Raw genomic sequence first — 20,473 nt, forward strand, 5'->3', positions numbered from 1 at the left:
ATCTCAGAGCTTGTGCCCCTTCTGGCGCAGCGCCTCGATGAGGCGCTGCTTCAATTCGTCCGCAGCCTTCTGGCTGACGTCCTGGCTGATCTGCGCGCTTGCCTGCGCCAGCGCATCCGACTTCTCCAGGAGCTTTCGGCCGGCGGGCTCGGCGTAGAAGCTGTCGATCTGGCGCAGCTCATCCACCGTGAAACTTTGGGCATAGAGCGCCGCGATCTGCTCGGTCATGGACGCAATGAACGGAGCATAGATTTCGGAGCCGGGCGCCGTCACCGCATCGTAGTCGCGCTCGATCTCCGGCCTGTCCTGGGAGACCACGGGCCGCAGCTTGAGCAGGAGCTGCGGCAGCAACGCGCGGTACTGGTCGGGGATCTTCAAGGTGACGACGAGCTTGCGCGCCGCGCTCATCGCCTCCGGCGACGGCGCCTGTGCCGCTGCGTCGCAGACGAGAAACAGGAGAGTGCCGGCGATCGTCAACAAACGTCTGGACATTGAGCTCTCCGTTGGACCTCTCCGTGAAAAGCGGGCGGCGCGATGCTTCAGCGGCTCGCGGGGGCGACGGTGGCGGTTGCGCTGCTCTCGGCCGCCATCTCCGGCTCCTCGACCTCCGTCACCTTCACGAACAGGTTCGGCACGCGCTCGGCCCGACCGAGCAGCCACGCGGCGCCGACCATGATGACGATGCCGGCGATGGAGACGGCGAGCTGCTCCCAGACGCCCTTGGTGTACTGGGTCAGGATCCAGTGCGCCGAGAACGACAGGAACACACCGAGGCAGAAGATCGGGAGCGAATGCTGGCCGCAGAGGATGACGGGCCGCAGCCAGACGGCATGCAGCGCCCGCCATTTGCGCGAGACGAAATGGGTCACCCAGATCGCCAGCGCCAGGAAGTGCGTGAAGCGCAGCATGTCGAGGTCGGTCTTGTCGATCGGGTAGATCGCCTTGATCATCCATTTCGGGATCAGGGCCTCGAGCGCGGGGACGTGCCAGGTCATCACGATCAGCAGCGCGAACACCAGCCACGCCGCCGCGAGCGCCATCGCAGCTCTCGACCAGACCCATTTCGCGATCTTCTCGACCTGACCGATGCCGCACCAGGCCGCGAACACGAACATCAGCTGCCAGCAGAACGGGTTGAAGTACCAATGGCTGCCGGGCGGATAGGACGCCACGTTCCAGTCGAACCAGCGCGACAGCACGTAGAGCACGACGGAGCCGGCGAGCGTCAGGTTCGGCCGGCGCACCAGGCACCACACGATGAAGGGGGCGGCGAACACCAGCGTGATGTAGAGCGGCAGCACGTCGAGATTGACCGGCTTGTACTTCAGGACGATCGCCTGCCCGATCAGCTCGTCCGGATGCGACAGGAAATTGAACACGTTGAACTCGTGCTCGTACATCGGATTGTCGAAGCGGCGCGCGGTGCGGGCGATCTGCGCCGTGAACAGCAGGAACAGCATGATGTGGGCGACATACATCTCGAGCGCGCGCCGCCACAGCCGCTTCAGCGCGGCGAGAAACCAGCCGCCCGCGACGATCGGCCCGTAGATCCAGCCGACCAGGTAGCCGGAGATGAAGACGAAGAACTCGGCGGCATCGCTGAAGCCGTAATTGCGCAAGGTCAGCCAGGCCACGACGTCGTGCGGGATGTGGTCGAGGAAGATCATCCACAGCCCGATGCCGCGGAAGAGATCGAGCCGCAGGTCGCGCTCGATCGGCGCAAGGAGTGCTGACTGGTCCTTTGTAATCATGGCCCCCGCCTCTTCCGGTGGGCGTCGCGCCATGGCGGCGCCGGCAAAATGGAATGCTAAAAAATGCGATTCAAAAGGTCACCTGACCCAATGGCCAGCTGCCCGTCCACGGTAGCCGACCTCCGTGTCTGCGCAAGGGACTTTGTTCGTCGTGACGGCGCCGGCCATCCACCGGGCCGCGCCACCGGGAAAAAACATCGAAAACAACCCCATGCACAGTAGACGCGGCCTGCTAAGGCATTGCTTGATTTACGGAATTCAAATGCGTCGTCGGGCAAGAAACGACGGCTCGGGCGGTAAAAAAATACAGCGGCTAGCTTCTCATTGCGATACGGCTGGGCATTGCTTCCCGTCGCCAGCGCGACAGGTGGGACCAAACGTAATCTTGCCAGCATCCGCGATCGTCGGCGGCGGAGGCGGCACGATCTCGATCGGCGCGAGATCGCTCAACCCAATTGGAGCGGCGGGATCGGGCGACGTGGCGCCGCAGACCGGGCTGCCGCCGGCCCCGAGAGAGCAGCCGCCCATGTCCCGTGCCATGATCTGGAGCCGACCGTCGATATAGGTGATGTCGTAATTGGCCGAAGAGAGGCCCGATGCGGTCAGGCTATAGTTTCCGACATTCACAGCGCCTTGCGCCGTGCCGCCATAGTGAAGCACGCCTGACAGCACGGACGCGGTCTCGCCGTTCATGAATCCGGAATATGTGACGGCGCCGCCAAAGAAGGGGATGCCGTCATAGGTCTTGGACGCATTGGTGGTGATGGTGAGCGGCGCCTTGCCGACGGTCAGACCGACCGCGGTCGATCCGATATAGACCGGGCCGCCCGAACCGGTCGCGCGGAGAATATCAGGGCCGCTGAGATTGTAGCTGCCCGCGCCCAGCGAGGTCGTCACTGCGCTGCCCCAGCCGAGCGTGACGCGATCGGCATTCACGCCGGTCGCGGTCAATCCGCCGAGCGAGGCCAGCGTGCCATAGGTGGTGCTGGCCGAGCCCGCGACGTTGACATAGGCATCGTAGACGGTGTCGCCGAACGCGCGCAGCACCGGCATGCCGTTGTTGGCGCCGCTGACGGACTTGCCCCAGACGGCGGCAAAGTCATAGCCGTTGTTGATGAAGGTGAAGGGATCGCGCAGCTGAGCTGTGGTGAGCATGCTGCCGTCGCAGACGTTGCCGACGCCGCCGGATCCGCCACAGGCGGCGCTCTGCCCCGATGTCTCCCTGTTCGCATAGCTTTGGATGACTTGGCCGCCATCCCAGTTCAGCCCCACGATCGCGCCGACATTGCTGGTTCCCGACACGGTGCCCGCGAAGTAGCTCCGGACTACGTTGCTTTCCTGATTCATCCCCACCAGCCCGCCGACCTCGGAATTTCCTGAAACCGCTCCCGTGGCGTAGGAATCGAGCACCCAAACGGCTTCATTGCTGTGCCCGACCAGCCCGCCAACCGAACGCGTCCCGGACACGTTGCCGGTCGCGTAAGACTGGCTTACCACAGCGCCGTACCAGCTGGCTCCCACCAGCCCGCCGACCGCATCGACACCGGACACGTTGCCGGTGGCGTAAGACCGATCCACCCGGCTGTACTGTTGGAACCCCACCAGTCCGCCGGCAGATGTGCCTGTGCCGCCAACTGCGCCGGTGCCCGAAACATTGCCGGTGGCGTAACTGTCGGTGACGAGACCGATGTTGCTGTACCCCAACAAGCCACCGACCATGATGCCGCCAGATACGGTACCCGTGGCATAAGAGTGGCTCACCGTACCGATGGCATAATCCGCGGGGTTCGGTCCCATCCACGTGCCGATATTGTACGCGATCAGCCCGCCAGCACCGTCCCAGGTCGCGGACACGTTGCCGGTGGCATATGAGTTGGAAACGAACGAGGCGACGACGCGCCCTCCCAGCCCGCCGGCGGCGCCATAGCCCGCAATCGTACCGGTGGCATGTGAGTCGCTGATCGCAGTGATCCAGGCGTCGCCGACCAACCCGCCGACCAAGGCGCCGATGGCGGTCACATTGCCGGTGTTGTAAACGTTGCTGATGGTGTTGGGAGCGACGCTGCTCGTGCCGCCGTAGACCCAGAGACCGCTCAATCCTACCAGCCCGCCGACGGCATTGTTGCCCGTCACGCTGCCGCCTTCCAATCCGACGTTGCGGATGGTCGCGCCATCGATGTAGCCGAACAGACCGACATTGTCGGTGCTCGGCCGGTTGATGGTCAGGTTGCTGATGACATGGCCCAGCCCGTCGAAAATTCCGGAAAAAGAGCTGGAACCGCCATTGCCACCGATCGGCGTGAAGCCCGCGCCGCCATTCCAGCCGGCCGTGGCGCTCGCATCGATGTTCGTGCCCAGCACATAGTTGCCGATGAGATTCGTATTGATGTTCTGCAGGGCGTTGAGATCGGTAATCACGGTGTAGGTGATCGGCGCGGCGCTGCCATTCTGGGTCCGGAAGAGGCTGCCGGCGGAGAGATTGACCGGCGCATTGACGCTATAGGTGCCCGTCGTGGTGGTCTGCGCATATTGCAACACGAGGCCGTCGAGGCCGGTCGTACCGGTCGAGGTCAGCGGCGCGTTGATGCTGATGGCGTTGTCGGCACGCAAGGTGAGGATGTGCGATGCCCAGCTGATCGGCGCGTTGACCGCGATGTTGCCCGCATCCGTGCCGCTGCCGGAAGTCGTCACGGTCACGTCGCCGCTCGCAAGCGCGGTTTGCAAGGCCGCCGCGTAATTGGCGTCGATGGTGATGTTGACGGGATCGATCAGCCAGTGCCCGCCCAACGTGTCGACCTTCAGGTCTGCGGCGAGACTGACCTTGGCGGCGGAGGTCTCGACCGATCGGGCGCGCAGCGTGCCGCCGGCATTGACCTCGCCGTGCCTGGCGTCGCCAAGCAGAAGGATGCGGCCGTTGCGGCTGCCGATGCTCGCGGCCTGCACCATGCCGGTGTTGTTGACGACGCCCTTCATGGCGTCGCTGGCGCCCTTGGCGGTGAGGATGGCGACGCCGCCATCGGCGCGGATCAGTCCCTTGTTCTCGACCAGGGTCTTGACCGTGGAGGCCTTGACCTCGACCGAGAGCAGACCGTCGCCATTGAAATCGAGCAGAACGTCAGTGCCGGCCGCGAGCGCCGTGCTGCCGGTGATGGTGCCGGAATTGCTGACGCTCGGCGAGATCAACGCCACCACCTTGCCGGAAATGCTGCCCTCGTTGCTGATCGCACCGCTGCTGCCGGTGAAATTGTAACGGCCGGCCAGAAAATCCGCGTTGCTGATGCCGAGCGTGGATGCGACGAAGCCGCCAGTCTGCACGCTGCCGGTCTTGCCGACGGCGATGCCGTTCGGGTTGATCAGGAACACCTGACCGTTGGCGCTGAGGCTGCCGAGGATTTTTGACGGGTCCTGTCCGACGACACGATTCAGGGCGACCGACGAAGCGCCGGGCTGATTGAAGGTCACGGAATTGCCGGCGCCGATCGAAAAGCTCTGCCAGTTCGCGATCATCCGCTCACTCGACTGGTTGATCGTCATCGCATTGCCGGACTGGCTGATCGTGGCCTGTCCCGAAACGACTTGTCCGCCGGTCGGCAGGGTCTGCGCGAGCGCCGGCGGCGTCAGCATCGTGGTCGCGGACAGGGCGATTGCGAAACGCTTCTTCGGCAGGATCGATGTCATGGCGTGCCCTCTCGAAACGTCAGAAGCGAATGCCGGCCTGCAGCCAGAACTGGTCGCTGGCCTTGACACCGTCGGCATTGGCGCCGGTGATGATGGAGCGGCCGGGATTGTCGCCCAGCGTATGGGCCCAGCTTGCCGACACGTTCAGCCACTCGCGCGTCCAGCGCGCGGCAAGACCGGCGCTGGCAAGCCCGTAGTCATTGCAGCCGCAGACATTGAGCGGCGGGACGCCGTTCGGCGACACGTTGAGCTTGACGTAGCCGCCGTCCACGAAGCTCGCGAGCTGGAGGCTGCCGAAGCGCTGAGGTAGCGGGGCGTTGTAGCGGAGCTCGAGCGTGCCGAGCACGCCCATGTCGCCACGCGCTTCGCCGACCGGATAGCCGCGCACGCCGAACGGTCCGCCCAGCGCAAAATCTTCCGAGGAATCGAGGTTCTTGCCGGCCCATTGCCCGTAGAGCCGGCCGAACAGCGCGAAGTCGCCGGGCAAGGCCTGCAGCCGGGCGACCGCGGCATTGATCCGGTTGAACTGCCCTTGCGTCTTCAGCCCGGCCTGATCCGCCGCAAGCGCGCCCGGCACGCGTCCGAGATCGAGATCGCCGAACGTCCAGCTCACCGACCAGTTGGTGATGCCGCCGCCGAGCAAACCATCGCGCCGGTCACCACTGAAGCTGAGCGTGCCCGAGGTGGAGCGCTTGTCCTGGAGCTTTCCGGCGATGCTGTCGTCGACCAGCGCCTTCCAGGTCACCGCGCCGCCGAGCTGGAGGTTGAAATCGCGCGAGCGAATCAAGCCGTAGTCGACCCCGCCATTGGCGAAATGGGCAAAGCCGGTGAGACCGAGCGCGCGGCCGATGGCGTCGATGTTGCGGTAGCCGAGATAGCTGTAGCTCGCATTGGTGACGAGGCCGCTGGCACCGAGCGGCATGCTCGTCACCAGCGTGCCGTACTCTTGCCCCTGCGACACCGTGCCGGAGAGCCGTGTGAAGTCGCCATAGCCGGACACGTCGGTGAGCGTCACCAGCCCGTTGGCCTGCGCCTTGCCGACGTTGGAGCTGCCGTAATTGTCGGCCCAGATGCCGCCGCCGAGAATGGGCACTTGGGCGACGTCGACCACGAGCCTGCTGGTGTTCGGCGCCTCGCCCGGCGCGAGCTTGGCGTGCACCGATACGCCCGGCAGGTCGTTCATGCGCAGCAGCGCGTCTTCCAGATCCTGCCGCGTCACGCCATCCGGCTTGAGCCGGCCCTCGATGATGGCGCGCAGGAGATCCTCGCGCACGCGCACGCCCTTGGCGCGATCGAGCGTGATGGTCTTGAGCGCGCCCTCGACGATCTCGATCGTGACGATGCCGTTGGTGACGTCCTGCGGCGGCAGCAGCGCGCGCGCCAGCAGCCGGCCCCGGCCCTGGAGCGCGGCGGTGACCTGATCGGCCAGCGCATAGAGCCCCTTGATGCCGAGGCGCTTGCCGCGCACCGCAGCGACGAGCTGCTCGCGCGCGTCGTTCGGCAGCAGCTCCACCTTGCCGGTGAAGCGCACCCCCTTCACGGTGATGCGCTCGCCCCGGTCCGGAATCGCCGCGGGCGCCCGCTGCGGAGATATCCCGTCAGGGGCCGGCAACCTTTCCTGCCGCTGAAATTCCTGCTGCCGCTGCATCTCGCGCAGCAGCGATCCGGCATCCTGCGCATCGGCTGGGACCGCGGCGCCTGCCACCAGCATCGCCGCCCAGACCGCCCGGCACCGTCTCATTCCCATCCGACAACCCGCTTCACTTCCACGGGCACGGCCTTCAGGCAATTAGGCAACAACATCAGCGACTTGAATCGCTTGCAGTGTCCCCGGATGATGGCTTTGGGCGCGCCCGCAACGGGCATGCCACGGGCTTTATGCAACCCGCCAGCGAAACTGCGAGGCGACGACTCGATTTCTCATTGCGCGCAAAAGCTCCGCGGAAATTTCACCCTGCGCGCAAACCGCTCGACCCTGCCTCTCAGGACGGGATGCCGGTCATCCACTTCCACCACATCTGCCGCGTGATGAGTTGCGGGTCCCAGGAGCGTTGATCGCGCGCCAGGGCCCGGAACTCGCGCGGCGTCAGCCCGTGCAGACGCTGGAAGGCGCGGGTGAAGCTCTGCGGATGCACGAAGCCATGCGCTTCCGCGATGTCCGAGATCGATTTGTGCCGTTGCGCCGAATCGGCGAGCGCCATCCGGGCGCGATGCATGCGCTGCTCCCCGATGTAGCTCGCGATGCCGCCCGCATTCTCGAACAAATAAGACAGTTTTCGCGGGGAGATGGCGAAGTGCGCCGCAATGCTCTCCGGTGTCAGTTCGGGGTTCAGCGCATGGTCGATGACATGGCGGCAGATCATGTCGAACAGCGCGAGCTGCACGCCGCTTGCGGCATCCTCGCGCACCGAGCCGTTGATCACCGTTGCCGCCAGCTCCAGCGTCGGCTTCGCCAGCGCCTCGCCCTCGCGCACGGTCAGGAGGGGTGCCCGGCGCCACAGCGCCATCAAATGATCCCGGAACATGCCGACCAGCGCGCCGCCGCCGGAGAAGATGCGCATGTTCTGCTCGTCCGGCGCGCTCAGCAGCGGCGCCAGCAGCGGACGCGGCACGAAGAGGTGGATGCTGGCATAGTCCGGCGTCTCCGTCATCTGCGGCTGCGCGCAATCGAACGTCATGAAATCGCCGGATGCACTCGACGCCGTCTGCGCGCCGAACCGCGGCCGGCAGCCGCCGTCCACATAGAACTGCAGGACATAATGGCTGACGCCGTCACGTCCGATCTGGTAGCGCGAGCGGTCGAACGATTGCGCCTGCGTCTTCGCCGTACCGAGCACGAGCGCGCCGAGCTGATAATATTCGACCCGGGCGTGGAAGCGCTCGGGGTTCTTGAGCCGGGTCTGGCCGAGGAGGCCGACCTGCTCGTGCCAGATCGCCAAAGCCTGCTTGTGCGGCGTGCCCTGCGTATCAAGTATGAAATGAGGAAGCGGCGATTGATCTGCCGCGTTGTCGTCCGCCCCCTGCACCTGACTTCCCCTTCACCGCTTACGAACCAGTGTCCCGATACCTAGTGCGCGGCCGTGATCATTTCCAGATGTGTCCAGACCTGTGCCGCCTGCGGCTGCACACCCGTGACCTGCATCGAACGGCTGCCATTCTGTCAGGTCAGCTCGTCGCCGCGGGCGAGCATCTCGTTCAGCATCGACTCGGCCTTGTGCTTCAGCGGCAGCGCGCCGCTGTCGGAGGCGATCGCGATGGCGGCGCGCAAGGCGGCGAGGATCGCGGCCTTGTTCGCCGCGCCCGAGGGCGGCGTCACCATGGCCTCGCCGAACAGCGCTTCGGCCTCGAGGCCGGAAAAGCCCTGCTGGCGGGCGGTGTTTCGGGCCTCGCGCAGCATGTTCTGCGCGGCCTGGACATCGCCGAGGCGGTGGGTCGCGAGCGCAAGATAGATCGAGCTGCGCAGCACCGCCGAGGTATAGCCGACCGCCTTCGCCTCCTCGCGCGCCTCGGTCAGCATGCCGCGCGCCCGGTCGAACAGCCCCTGCTCGAGATAGGCGATGCCGAGATGGCAGGCGAGCACCGGCACGAACAGCCGGATGCCGTGCTTCTGCGCGAGGACAAAACCGTCTTCGAGGATGGCAGCGGCCGCCGCGGGTTCGTTGCGGCCGAGCTTCAACCAGCCGCCGCTATAGGCGGCAGCGACGCGGTCATAGGGACGGCCGGTCTCCTCGGCGATCGCGGCGGCCTGTTGCTGGAGCTGTTCGGCGGCGTCGAGCTCGCCCATGACCGTGTGGGTGAAGCTCTTCATCATACAGCAGAGCAGGAGTGTGTATTTCGGGGGCGTGCCGAAGGGCGCAATCGCGTCAGGTCCCATGAGATGAGCGCGGCCTCGTGCGAATGTCTGTTCGGCCTCGCGATAACGCCCCGCAAGAAAATATGCCTGTCCGAGATTGTACTGCGCAAGGTTGCGCCACCCCGGATTCCCCGACTTCTCGGCAAGACCAACGACTTCCTCGCCAAGGAGGACAGCCTCGGTAGGCGTCCCGTAGAAATTCTGTCCACCCGCCATGACCGTCATGGCGGCAACCTTCCTGCCGACATCATCGATCTCGCTGGCCCGTTGGTCGGCTTCCTTTCCCAGATCAATCCATTCAGCGACCCGACCGGACCAGATGAATGCCATACGCGCCTCCATCCGGAGATCGATGGCGTTGGTCTCCCGCAGATCCGTCAACGGCGTCCTGTCGAGTGAACTCATTGCGGTCCGGAAGTAATCGACAGCGTCGACATAGGCCGATCGCAACAGGCATTTCTGCGCGGCACTTCTTCCGTAGTTGAACGCCTTCGGCCAGTCCTTGGCACGCAAGGCGTGATAACAAAGCGCGTCGGGATCATCTCTCCAGGTTTCGTCGCTCTCGAAGGCCGCGAGAACACGTGCATGTACGCTCTCGCGCACCTTTTCAACCATCGACTCGTAGGTCACTTGGCGGACCATTTCGTGCCTGAACTCGAGCGAGTTCTCGAGATCGCTATCGATCCTGACAAGCAACTCGGCCCGGTCGAGCGACGCGAGGCAGTCCTGGAGGGTGTCTTCAGGCAACTCCGAGACTCGTCGTACCACGGCTTCGCTCGATCGCGGTCCCAACGCAGCTGCGACCTGCAAGACCTGGCGCTGCTGCCTCGGCACTCGATCAAGCCGCGCCGCAATCACTCCCTGGATGCTCGAGGGGATACCGAGCTCTTCAATGGGGCGAACAAGAGACAAGTCACCCCATTGCCCACGAAGCGTACCGTTATCTTTCAGACCACGGCACACTTCCTCGATAAACAGGGGAACGTTGGCGGTGTGAGAAATGATACGATTTTTCAAGTCCGTATCTGTGACGGAAGTGCCGAGCATGTCGGCGAGCATTGCCCTTCCTGAATCATCGTCCAATGGCTGCATCGCGATCACCTCCGCGTGACAGCGTGCAATCCATTCCGGCATTCCGTTCGGCCGGCTCGTGAGGAATACGAGCAGATTCGGCGCCTGTAGCAACGCAAGGGCGGCAATAACGGCGTCGCTGGCGCGATCGACCCAGTGCAAGTCCTCGATGAGGAGGACGGTCCGCCTGTGGCGGGCCATACTCTCCACAACCGCACAGCTTGCCTCGGAAATCGCGCGACCTCGCGCGTAAGGCTCCAATTCGCTCCAGCGCGTGTCGGAAATGGGTACATCCAACACCGCGTCGATCGCCAAGCGATGGATCGCCGACAGGCCCTCTCTGGGATCTTCCAGACGATCCGGGTCCTTGGCCACTGCTTCCAGGAGCGACAGCACGAGGCGCTTCAGGGTGCTGAATGGTGCCCCTTGAAGATTTGGACTGCACTCGGTGTCGAGCAACCGCCAACCTCCCGTCCGAAGGTCCTGCACGAACTCATGGGCCAGCCGTGACTTTCCAATGCCGGCGTCACCCATCAGCAGAACCGTCTGCCGGCTGGCCGAGATCCGTTCCGCTGCCCGCCACAGCAGGGCCCGCTCCGTCGTTCGATCGACAAATCGAGAAACACTGCGGGCACGCCGGACCCGCCAGCTCGAGAGATCGCTCGCGCCCATGACCCGGTACACAGGCAGTGGCTCACCAAAGCCACGGAGCGCCTTGCGGCCGAGGAATTCAAAGCGAACATGCCCGTCCGCGAGCTCCTGGCAGGCTTCGGAGACGAATATCTGATTCGCCTCGGCCGCCGCTTCCAACCGCGCGGCCAGATGCTGGGCGGCCCCGCCGATCTCGTAGACCTTGGAAAACTCGCTGGCGACCATGTAGGCGACGACATGGCCGGAGTGGAGGCCGACCCTCACCTGAAGCCCTGGATCGCCGAGGCTGCTGACACGCCGGACAAGCTCGATGGCTGCGTGGCAGGCCAGGGGCGCGTGGTTGTCGTCGGCAATCGGGGCGCCGAAGACCGCCGCCAGCCCGTCTCCCAGCTCCTTGCTGACGATGCCGCCAAACTGACGTACGGCGGCCCTCATGGCCGCCAGCGCCGGCTCGAGGCGCGAGACAGCCTCCTCCGGCTCCAAATCGGCAACGAGACCCGTGGAGTCTATGACGTCAGCACGAAGAATGGTCACGAAGCGACGTTCACTATCGGGGTCGACCCGCTCACGCACTGCGGCTCCGCATTTGGAGCACCAGCTATCGTCCGGATTGATCGCCGACTGACACGCGAAGCAATGCATTCCTGCGCCTCAAAGGTCGCGGCCATTCTGTCGATCAGAATCCGCGAACAATCTCTCGACAAGAATACCTATCGAGAACCGCTTAGCAATCGGGCCCGCTCCTCACCGTTAGCGGAGCACAACACGGTTGGCGATCTGGACGAAATACAGTCCTGAGTGGTAGCGTGAACAATCCCAGCAAGGATGGGGCATATGTTTCGGCGGCACCCGGTTTGGTTAAACTGGGCGGCGTCGCCGAGTCGTATGTATTTCAAAGCCAAGGACATATTGAAGGAAAAGGCGATGGGCTCGAAAACCTACAATGGGGCTTCATTCAGAAATTTGATGAACAGCAATTACTATCCCTTGGCGAACATGAAGAAGAGCGTGGCCAAGCTCAAGGCATCGGACGACATCGATCTGCCGACCCTGGAATACGGTCAGTACCATCTGATTCTGACGCCGGCCTCCAAGTGGCCGCAAGGAAGCGCCAAGTACTGGCACAAGGAGAAGGGCCGGGCTCGTCTCGACCTCAGCACCCAGCCGAACACGGTCCCCCTCTCCAGGGATGAGCCGGGCGTGATTCCCCTGACGCGATGCGACCTGCTCGATGCCTGCGTCCGGAAATGCTTCAATTCCGAGCCGCCGATCCCGATGAAGACCAACATCATCGTCCACGCGCCGAGCGATGCCTATGCCCACCGGCACGAGATCCGGCTGGAGTGGGAGTACAAGAAGGGCTCGGACAAGCCGACGCTGCTCTATCTCACGATGGTCTGCCCGCACAGGGACTGATCAGAAACATTCTGCTTCGTTAAGAGAACCATCGACGCCCGTGCGCCAAAGGCGCGCGGGCGTTTCGTTTGCCGGGGTGCGCCGTATCGCGCCCGTCCCACCTCCCGTCACGGCCCCGTCGCACGAAGATGATCCACTCCTCTTCCGTGCGTGCGCGAGTCACCTCTGAAGAGGACGACCGCAGCGCGCGTTGGACAGGGAGCGCGGGCGAAAAGGTCGACATCAAGTTTCAGCCGGAGGGGCTGGTGTTTGGCGAGGCACCGTCGACGCTGGTGGGAGCGGACGGGAAGGTGATCAAGGAGTTTTGAGGGAGCCGGCGGGTTACGTCACGCTCTGCCCGCGCCTCATCGCGGCTGGAGCTGCAAGGCGTGCGACTCCACGCGCGCCACAGACCCTCCGAGCAGGCAGCCGACAGGCCTGCTGCCCGCGAAGCCGAGGCGCACCCGGATCTCGGACAAGGCTCCCATGGCCCGCCCCTGCATGATGGTGATCCGCCCGCTGTCGCGCGCGACAAGGCCGTTCCTGAGCAGCCCGAAGGCGAGCGCCGCGGCGGCAATGCCGGTGGCAGCATCTTCCGGGTAGCCCGACGATTTCGGAAACTGCCGCGCCTCGAAGCGCCGTTCGCCCTGATGGTCCACGGCGTAGGGATAAAGACCGGTGGACCCGATCCGCCCGCAACACGCTTCGATCTGCGCGGGGTCCGGCACCAGCTCGTTGAGCGCGCCGACGCCCTTCATCGGGATGAGCGTCTTCACCCGCGAGGTGACGGCGTTCTGGATGGGCAGGTCGAGCAGATCGCGGCGCGACAGCTTGAGCACCGACAGAACGTCCTCCTCTTCGGCACGCGAGAGATCGACGACCTTGCCGACAGGCTGGCTGATCTCGACGGACGGCTCGCCCGAGCTGCCATGATCGACATAACCTGTCACAGCTCCGCTGCGCGTCTCGATGCGAACCTGATCGCCGGACAACAGGCCCTTGGCCGCGAGCAGCCACAGCGCGCCAATCGTCGCGTGACCGCACATCTCCATCTCGTGTCGCGGAACCCAGAAGCGGAAGACATAGTCAGAATCGAGTCCCGGAGCCGGCAGCACGAAGCCCGACTCATGCCCGAAGTGCCGCGCCACGGACTGCATCGCCTCGGTGGGAAGATTCGAAGCGTCGACAACGATCGGACACGGATTGCCGCCACGCCCCATGTGCGTGAACACATTGACGAGTTCGACCTCGGTCATTGGATAACTCACCTCACGATTGCCCCAACATCCTGAAAACAAAAACGGCCCGCATCAAGCGGGCCGTTTTCGTATCGGATCCGGTGAAATCCGAATTTGGTTGCGGGGATAGGATTTGAACCTATGACCTTCAGGTTATGAGCCTGACGAGCTACCGGGCTGCTCCACCCCGCGTTAAACCGTTGCTTTGCCTTCGTCGAAATGCCGGGGACGGTGGATGAGGGCCGGCGCTGTTCGCGTGGCTTTTCTCTTCCGTCCCAAAGGCTTCCTTGGAAGGCAATCCCGGGGCGAAGCCCGTCGGGTGCGGGGGGTATGTATCAAGGCGGGCTGCCTTTGGAAAGGGCTGCGGGGACGTTTTTTTCGACTTTATGACAGGCTGATGGACCGGATTCCGGTCGATTTGCCGTAGACTTGCCAGAAGTTCCGCAAACGGCCAGCTTGCGGCAACAAAAATCGGGGCAAACGCCTTTGAGGGGAGAACGCCATGGACCACGCCTTGGATCGTCCCTTGGATCATCCCTTGGACCGCCCCCTGACGAGCGCCACGGTCGGAGCGCTGGAGGATGGCTTCCATGCCATGGTCGCGCGGTCGCGGGCCGAGCCGGCCGCGACGCTGACCGAGCGGCTCGACCGGCTGGCGCGGCTGCGCACTGTGGTCGCCGACAATGAAGAACGATTCCGGCAGGCGATCTCGGCCGATTTCGGCCACCGCTCTTCGGTCGAGACCACCATCGCCGAAGCCATGATGGTCTACAGCGAGATCCGGCATGCGACAAAACACCTGAAGGGCTGGATGGCGCCGCAGCGCATCGCCACCGCGCTGCAATTCCTGCCCGCGCGCAACCGGCTGATGCCGCAGCCGCTCGGCGTCGTCGGCATCATCGCGCCCTGGAATTATCCGCTGCAGCTGACGCTCGCGCCCGCGATCGGCGCAATCGCCGCCGGCAACCGTGTCATCATCAAGCCGAGCGAGCTCGCGCCGCACTTTTCCGCACTGCTGAAGGAGACGGTGGCCGCAAGGTTCGATGCGACCGAAGTGCTGATCACCGGCGTTGAGGACGAGGTCGCAAAGGCGTTTGCGAGCCTCCCCTTCGATCATCTTGTCTTCACCGGCTCGACCCGGGTCGGGCGGCTGGTCGCGGAGGCCGCGGGGCGCAATCTGACGCCTGTCACGCTCGAGCTCGGCGGCAAGTCGCCGGCTATCATTGATGCTTCCGCCGATCTCGATGAAGCCGCCGAGCGCATCGCCTATGGAAAGCTGCTCAATGCCGGGCAGACCTGCATCGCGCCGGACTACGTGCTGGTGCCGGAAAATTCCGTGCAGGCTTTCGCCGAGAAGGTGCGCGCGCAGATGCGGCGCATGTTCGGCGCCGATCCCGCAAGCAGGGACTACACCTCCATCATCTCCGACCGGCATTATGCGCGGCTGGAGGGACTGGTCGCGGATGCCGCGCAGCGCGGCGCAAAGATCCTGCAGCCGGCGAAGGCGGACGATCCCAACTGGAAGGCGCACCGCAAATTCCCGCCGACGCTGATCCTCGGTACGACCGAAGCCATGGCGGCGATGCAGGAGGAGATCTTTGGCCCCGTGTTGCCGGTGCTGGGCACTCGCGATGCGAACGAGACGATCGCCTTCGTCAACGCGCGCGAGCGGCCGCTCGCGCTGTACTGGTTCGGCAAGGACCGCAGCGTGCGCGACGAGGTGCTGGCGCGCACGATCTCCGGCGGCGTCACCGTCAACGACTGCCTGTTTCATTTCGCGCAAATCAACCAGCCGATGGGCGGCGTCGGCTCATCCGGCAGCGGCGTCTATCACGGCGAATGGGGTTTTCGCACGTTCAGCAAGCTGAAGCCGGTGTTCTATCGCTCGAAGTTCAACCGCCTCGCCGATCTCTATCCGCCCTATGGCGGCAAGATCGCGCGGCTGGAGAAGCTGATGCGGTTGATGTCGTAGCTGACACGAACACCGTCATTGCGAGCGCAGCGAAGCAATCCAGAATCCCTCCGCGGCGACAGTCTGGATTGCTTCGCTTCGCTCGCAATGACGAGAAGAGGGACAGGGGGAACAACATTGACCGACACATTCGATTTCGTCGTCGTGGGCGCGGGCTCGGGCGGCTGCACCGTCGCAGGCCGGCTGTCGGAGGATGCGGCGACATCCGTCGCGCTGCTCGATGCGGGCGGGCGGAACGACAATTGGCGAATCACCACGCCATTCGGGATCGCCTTGCCATACAGCGCGGCCAACTGGGCCTTCGATACTGTGCCGCAGAAGGGATTGAACGGCCGTATCGGCTATCAACCGCGCGGCAAGGGCCTCGGCGGCTCCTCGGCGATCAACGCGATGGTCTACATCCGCGGCCACAAATGGGACTACGACCACTGGGCCGCGCTCGGCAACGCGGGCTGGTCGTATGCGGACGTGCTACCCTACTTCAAGCGCTCGGAGCACAACGCCGATTTCGACGGCGAATATCATGGCAAGGGCGGCCCGCTGCACGTCAACAGACTGCGCTCGGACAATCCGATCCATGACGTCTTCCATCAGGCCGCGCGCGAGGCGCAGTTCCGCATCCGCGAGGACTTCAATGAAGAGGACCATGAAGGGCTCGGCAGCTACCAGGTGACGCAGCGCAATGGCGAGCGCTGGAGCGCGGCGCGCGCTTATCTGCAGCCGCACATGGACAAGCGCGCGAATCTGCGGGTCGAGACGGGGGCGCAAGCAACCAAAATCCTGTTCGAAGGAGACCGCGCAGTCGGCATCGAATATGTGCAGGGCAGGCAGACAAGGCAGCTGCGCGCCCACCGCGAGGTGATCCTCGCTGGCGGCGCCTTCCAGTCACCGCAGCTGTTGATGCTCTCGGGCGTCGGCGACGGTAATGCGCTCGCCGAGCACGGCATTGGCGTCGTCCATCACCTGCCGGGCGTCGGACGCAATCTGCAGGACCATCCGGATTTCGTGTTCGTCTACGCCTCCGACTATCCGCACTTCGTTCACTCGTCCCTTGGACGGCTGCCATCCCTGTTGCGCGCGATCCAGCGGTACCGCCGCGAGCGACGCGGACTGATGACCACCAATTTCGCCGAGTGCGGCGGCTTCCTGAAGACGCAGCCCCACCTCGACGTATCCGACATTCAATTGCACTTCGTCATCGCGATGCTCGACGACCACGGCCGCAAGCGTCACAAGGAAGCGGGCTTCTCATGCCATTTCTGTCTGCTCAGACCGAAGAGCCGCGGCAGCGTATGGCTGAAAAGCGCCGATCCGCTCGCAGCCCCCATGATCGATCCGAACTTCTTGGGTGAGGCGGAGGATCTCGAGGCGATGGTCGCCGGCTTCAAGACGACACGGCGCCTGATGGAGACGCCCGCGCTGCGCGCGCTGCAGAAAAAGGACATGTTCACATCCGATGTGAGAACGGACGACGACATCCGCAGCATTCTGCGCGAGCGCGTCGACACCGTCTATCATCCGGTCGGCACCTGCAGGATGGGCACGGATGCGATGGCCGTGGTCGATCCCGCGCTGAAGGTGCACGGGGTCGAAGGCCTGCGCGTCGTCGACGCCTCGATCATGCCGACGCTGATCGGCGGCAACACCAATGCGCCGACCATCATGATCGGGGAGAAGGCGGCGGATATGATCAGGGCGGAGATGCGGGCGAGTTAGGCGACGCTGCTGCGTTATCCTCCGACGTCGTCCCGGCGAAGGCCGGGACCCATACCTCCAGGAAGAAGTTGCGGGGCGCGCTGATAACTCCGAGTCTTCGCCAAACTACGTTTCGTGGTTATGGGTCCCGGCCTTCGCCGGGACGACGGCGGAGTAAATGGTGCCTTCCAAGCGATACAAGCTTGCTCAATTCAGCAAGAACCCGCCATCCACCGTCACTACGCTCCCCGTCATATACCGCGACGCCTTCGACGCCAGCAGCAGGATCGCGCCGTCGAGATCGGACTCGGCGCCGACGCGGCGCTGGGGGATGCGTTTGGCAAGGCGCTCGCCTGCGGGCGTCGACCAGAAGGCGTGATTCATCTCGGTGTCGATGTAGCCGGGCGCGAGCGCGTTGATGCGGATGCTTTGCCCGGCAAGCTCCAGCGCCATCGCTTTGGTCGCCTGGATGATGCCGGCCTTGGAGATCGCGTAAGGCGAGACCGCCTTCAAGACGCCGGTGCCGAGCACGGAGGCGATGTTGACGATGTTGCCTTCCTGCTTGCGCGCGATCATGCGGCGGGCGATTTCGGTCGCAAGGAAATAGGCGCCCTTGAGATTGGCGCCGATCACGGCATCCCAATCGGCCTCGGTCTGCTCGGTCGCGAGCTTCTCGATGGCGATGCCGGCATTGTTGATCAGCACCGTGACGGGGCCGAGCGCAGCTTCCGCCGCATCGACAGCCTTCGCGATCGAGGCGGTGTCGGTGACGTCGAGCGCGATAGCGGCGGCGCGGCCGCCCTTGCCGCGGATTTCGTCTTCCAGGCTCTTCAGCTTATCCGTCTGCCGCGCGGCGAGCGCGACAGCCGCGCCATGCGCTGCCAGCACCCGGGCAAACTGCCGCCCCAGCCCCTGGCTCGCGCCCGTGACGAGAATGGTTTCTTTACTGACGTCGAATAGGTCTGACATGACGATGTCCTTGCGCGCAACCCTGCTCTTTTGGAGCCATCAATACAGACGATTTTAACGATCTGAAACCGGAATGACCGGCCCGGCGTTCATTCGTTCCATCTAGTCAGGGTTGTGGTCATGAACAGTTTCGATCTCGCCGTCTATGCCGCGCTCGCCGTCGCGGTGGGCCTGGGTTTCAGGACCGGTCTGCTCCGCAGCGGCATGACCATCCTCGCTTATCTCATCGCCGCGCCGATCGCGGTCGCGCTGATGCCGCTGATCGCGCCGCAGATCGCAGGCAATCCGAACGCGCCGCTGCTGCAGAACTGGATCTGGTTCTTCGGCATCTTCGTCGTCGTCGGCATGCTGTTCGGACATATTGGCCGCTTCGTGTTGGACGACACGGTCGGCGAGGCCGGAATCGCCGACCGGCTCGGCGGCGCCGCGCTCGGCGCCGTCAGGGTCGGCCTCGTCGCCACTACGCTGGTGCTGGTGTTCGACCGGATCGTGCCGGCGAACCACCAGCCGCCATTCCTCGCCGGCTCGCATCTGCGGCCGTTGTTCTCCACGGTCGGCCAGATGGGTTTCAAGTCACTGCCGCCGGAGGCAGCGTCCGTGATCGACCGGCTCAAGCAGGAGCGGCGGATCTAGCGCGCATTTGCATCGCCGCGCCGAGCGCCATGCATTTTGACGCGGGCCCGTCTCTTATCAGCGGCGTCACAGTTGGCTAAGGTGGCCGCCGTCCAAAACCTGCCTGCTATTTTCGGGAGTGAAACAGTGGATCTTGGGATCAAAGGTCGCCGCGCCATCGTCTGCGCATCCAGCAAGGGCCTCGGCCGCGCTTGCGCCATCTCGCTGGCCGAAGCCGGCGTTCATGTCACGCTGACGGCGCGGGGCGCCGAAGCGCTGAAGAAGACGGCCGACGAGATCCGGAAGGCCTATCCCGGCGTGACGGTCACCGAGATCGTCGGCGACATCACGACGCCTGCGGGGCGCGAAGCGGTGCTGAAGGCCTGCCCCGATCCCGACATCCTGATCAACAATGCCGGCGGCCCGCCGCCCGGCGATTTCCGCAACTGGACCCGCGACGACTGGATCAAGGCGATCGACGCCAACATGCTGACCCCGATCGAGCTGATCAAGGCGACCGTCGACGGCATGATGGCGCGCAAGTTCGGCCGCATCGTCAACATCACCTCGGCCGCGGTGAAGGCGCCGATCGACATCCTCGGCCTCTCCAACGGCGCGCGTGCCGGCCTCACCGGCTTCATCGCCGGCCTGTCGCGCAAGACGGTGATCAACAACGTCACCATCAACGGCCTGTTGCCGGGCCCGTTCGAGACCGACCGCCTGACCGGCACCGCGAAGGCCGAAGCCGACAAGCGCGGCACGACGCCGGAACAGATCCTGGCCGAGCGCGCCAAGCTCAACCCGGCGGGCCGCTTCGGCCAGCCCGACGAGTTCGGCTATGCCTGCGCCTTCCTCTGCGGCGCCAAGGCCGGCTTCATCACCGGGCAGAACATTCTGCTCGACGGTGGCGCCTTCCCAGGCACGCTGTAACGCCGCTTCGCTCTCTCCCCGCTCCTGCGGGGAGAGAGCGCTTTGCAACATTCACCGCTGCTTCGTCGGCTCGTCCTCGTCCCGCTCGCTGGGATCGGAGGAATCGGCGGTGAGACGCTCGTCGGTCCAGTCGATGCCGAAGGCATCGAGACCATCGGCGAGCAGATCGCCCAGCATCGGCTCGCCGAGCAGGTACTGCACCGTTTCGTGCCGGGGCTTGCGATACTCGGACCGCGCCTCCACGGCGCGGGCACGTAAGTCATCCCAGTCATCGATCGTGCCGTCGCCACGACCGAGCCAGGTCAGCGCGACGAGGTCGACCTGCTCGTCCTCGTTCAGGGCAACGATGAAGCCGCCGAGCTCGCTGGCGACCGGATCGGAGCCGTCATCCCCGAGCACGTCGACCGCGTCGTCATCGCTCGGATTCGACCCCGAATCGGGATCGACATCCCCTTCCTTGACGTCGAATTCGCGCGCCTTCTCGATGATGAAGGCGACTTTCTCGGCGGAGATTGCAAGCTCTGGCATGGCAGCCTCTTTTGTCGTCGCTTTCTCTTGGGGTTCCCGCGATAACGCCGCATCGCACCAGATGATCCATTGCGCTTGACGGCGGAAAACCGCATGTTTCGGCACCAAAACAAGAACGTGGGAAGGCGCC

14 protein-coding genes and 1 tRNA gene are annotated in these 20,473 nt (G+C 64.4%); 5 read left to right on the forward strand and 10 right to left on the reverse strand.

The window, feature by feature from the left end; all coding sequences use genetic code 11:
- Positions 1-3: 3 nt before the first annotated feature.
- From IQ16_RS24795 to IQ16_RS24820, 6 genes are all read right to left on the reverse strand, one after another.
- Entirely contained in the window at positions 4-492 is a 489-nt protein-coding gene (locus IQ16_RS24795; protein WP_018643333.1) for a DUF2059 domain-containing protein, read from the reverse strand.
- Positions 493-539: 47 nt separating this feature from the next.
- Positions 540-1,751: an OpgC domain-containing protein gene (locus IQ16_RS24800; RefSeq protein ID WP_018643334.1), complete on the reverse strand. Its 1,212-nt coding sequence runs from the start codon at positions 1,749-1,751 to the stop codon at positions 540-542.
- A 321-nt stretch (positions 1,752-2,072) separates the two neighbouring features.
- Complete coding sequence (locus IQ16_RS24805; RefSeq protein WP_018643335.1) at positions 2,073-5,429, reverse strand: two-partner secretion domain-containing protein; 3,357 nt, start codon at positions 5,427-5,429, stop codon at positions 2,073-2,075.
- Between the two features lie 19 nt (positions 5,430-5,448).
- Positions 5,449-7,170, reverse strand: a complete 1,722-nt coding sequence (locus tag IQ16_RS24810) for a ShlB/FhaC/HecB family hemolysin secretion/activation protein (protein WP_026312049.1) — start codon at positions 7,168-7,170, stop codon at positions 5,449-5,451.
- A gap of 241 nt (positions 7,171-7,411) precedes the next feature.
- Positions 7,412-8,455 carry a helix-turn-helix domain-containing protein gene (locus tag IQ16_RS24815; protein WP_018643337.1) on the reverse strand — a complete coding sequence of 348 codons (1,044 nt, stop codon included), beginning with the start codon at positions 8,453-8,455 and terminating at the stop codon, positions 7,412-7,414.
- A 134-nt stretch (positions 8,456-8,589) separates the two neighbouring features.
- On the reverse strand, positions 8,590-11,646 hold the full coding sequence (locus IQ16_RS24820) for an ATP-binding protein (RefSeq protein WP_018643338.1): 3,057 nt from the start codon (positions 11,644-11,646) through the stop codon (positions 8,590-8,592).
- A 243-nt stretch (positions 11,647-11,889) separates the two neighbouring features.
- Here IQ16_RS24820 and IQ16_RS24825 point away from each other — a divergent pair, with 243 nt between their 5' ends.
- Positions 11,890-12,420 carry a hypothetical protein gene (locus tag IQ16_RS24825; RefSeq protein WP_018643339.1) on the forward strand — a complete coding sequence of 177 codons (531 nt, stop codon included), beginning with the start codon at positions 11,890-11,892 and terminating at the stop codon, positions 12,418-12,420.
- Positions 12,421-12,764: 344 nt separating this feature from the next.
- On the opposite strand, the gene IQ16_RS24835 is transcribed toward IQ16_RS24825, so the two are convergent.
- Both IQ16_RS24835 and IQ16_RS24840 read right to left on the reverse strand, forming a co-directional pair.
- On the reverse strand, positions 12,765-13,655 hold the full coding sequence (locus tag IQ16_RS24835) for a PhzF family phenazine biosynthesis protein (protein WP_018643341.1): 891 nt from the start codon (positions 13,653-13,655) through the stop codon (positions 12,765-12,767).
- 97 nt (positions 13,656-13,752) lie between these two features.
- Positions 13,753-13,829 (reverse strand) — tRNA-Met (locus IQ16_RS24840).
- Positions 13,830-14,139: 310 nt separating this feature from the next.
- Here IQ16_RS24840 and IQ16_RS24845 point away from each other — a divergent pair.
- A complete protein-coding gene (locus IQ16_RS24845; RefSeq protein WP_018643342.1) occupies positions 14,140-15,609 on the forward strand; it encodes a coniferyl aldehyde dehydrogenase in 1,470 nt (489 codons plus the stop codon).
- Positions 15,610-15,726: 117 nt separating this feature from the next.
- Positions 15,727-17,325, forward strand: coding sequence for a GMC family oxidoreductase (locus tag IQ16_RS24850; RefSeq protein WP_018643343.1), 1,599 nt, complete (start codon positions 15,727-15,729; stop codon positions 17,323-17,325).
- A gap of 186 nt (positions 17,326-17,511) precedes the next feature.
- Here the strand turns inward: IQ16_RS24850 and IQ16_RS24855 are convergent, their stop codons facing one another.
- Entirely contained in the window at positions 17,512-18,273 is a 762-nt protein-coding gene (locus IQ16_RS24855) for an SDR family NAD(P)-dependent oxidoreductase (protein ID WP_018643344.1), read from the reverse strand.
- Between the two features lie 120 nt (positions 18,274-18,393).
- Here IQ16_RS24855 and IQ16_RS24860 point away from each other — a divergent pair, with 120 nt between their 5' ends.
- Entirely contained in the window at positions 18,394-18,906 is a 513-nt protein-coding gene (locus IQ16_RS24860; RefSeq protein ID WP_018643345.1) for a CvpA family protein, read from the forward strand.
- A gap of 126 nt (positions 18,907-19,032) precedes the next feature.
- Positions 19,033-19,815: an SDR family oxidoreductase gene (locus IQ16_RS24865; RefSeq protein WP_018643346.1), complete on the forward strand. Its 783-nt coding sequence runs from the start codon at positions 19,033-19,035 to the stop codon at positions 19,813-19,815.
- A 51-nt stretch (positions 19,816-19,866) separates the two neighbouring features.
- Here the strand turns inward: IQ16_RS24865 and IQ16_RS24870 are convergent, their stop codons facing one another.
- Positions 19,867-20,343 carry a DUF3775 domain-containing protein gene (locus IQ16_RS24870; RefSeq protein WP_026312051.1) on the reverse strand — a complete coding sequence of 159 codons (477 nt, stop codon included), beginning with the start codon at positions 20,341-20,343 and terminating at the stop codon, positions 19,867-19,869.
- Positions 20,344-20,473: the final 130 nt, after the last annotated feature.

Source organism: Bradyrhizobium huanghuaihaiense (genome assembly GCF_007830635.1).
In the GTDB taxonomy this organism is placed as follows: Bacteria; Pseudomonadota; Alphaproteobacteria; order Rhizobiales; family Xanthobacteraceae; genus Bradyrhizobium; species Bradyrhizobium huanghuaihaiense.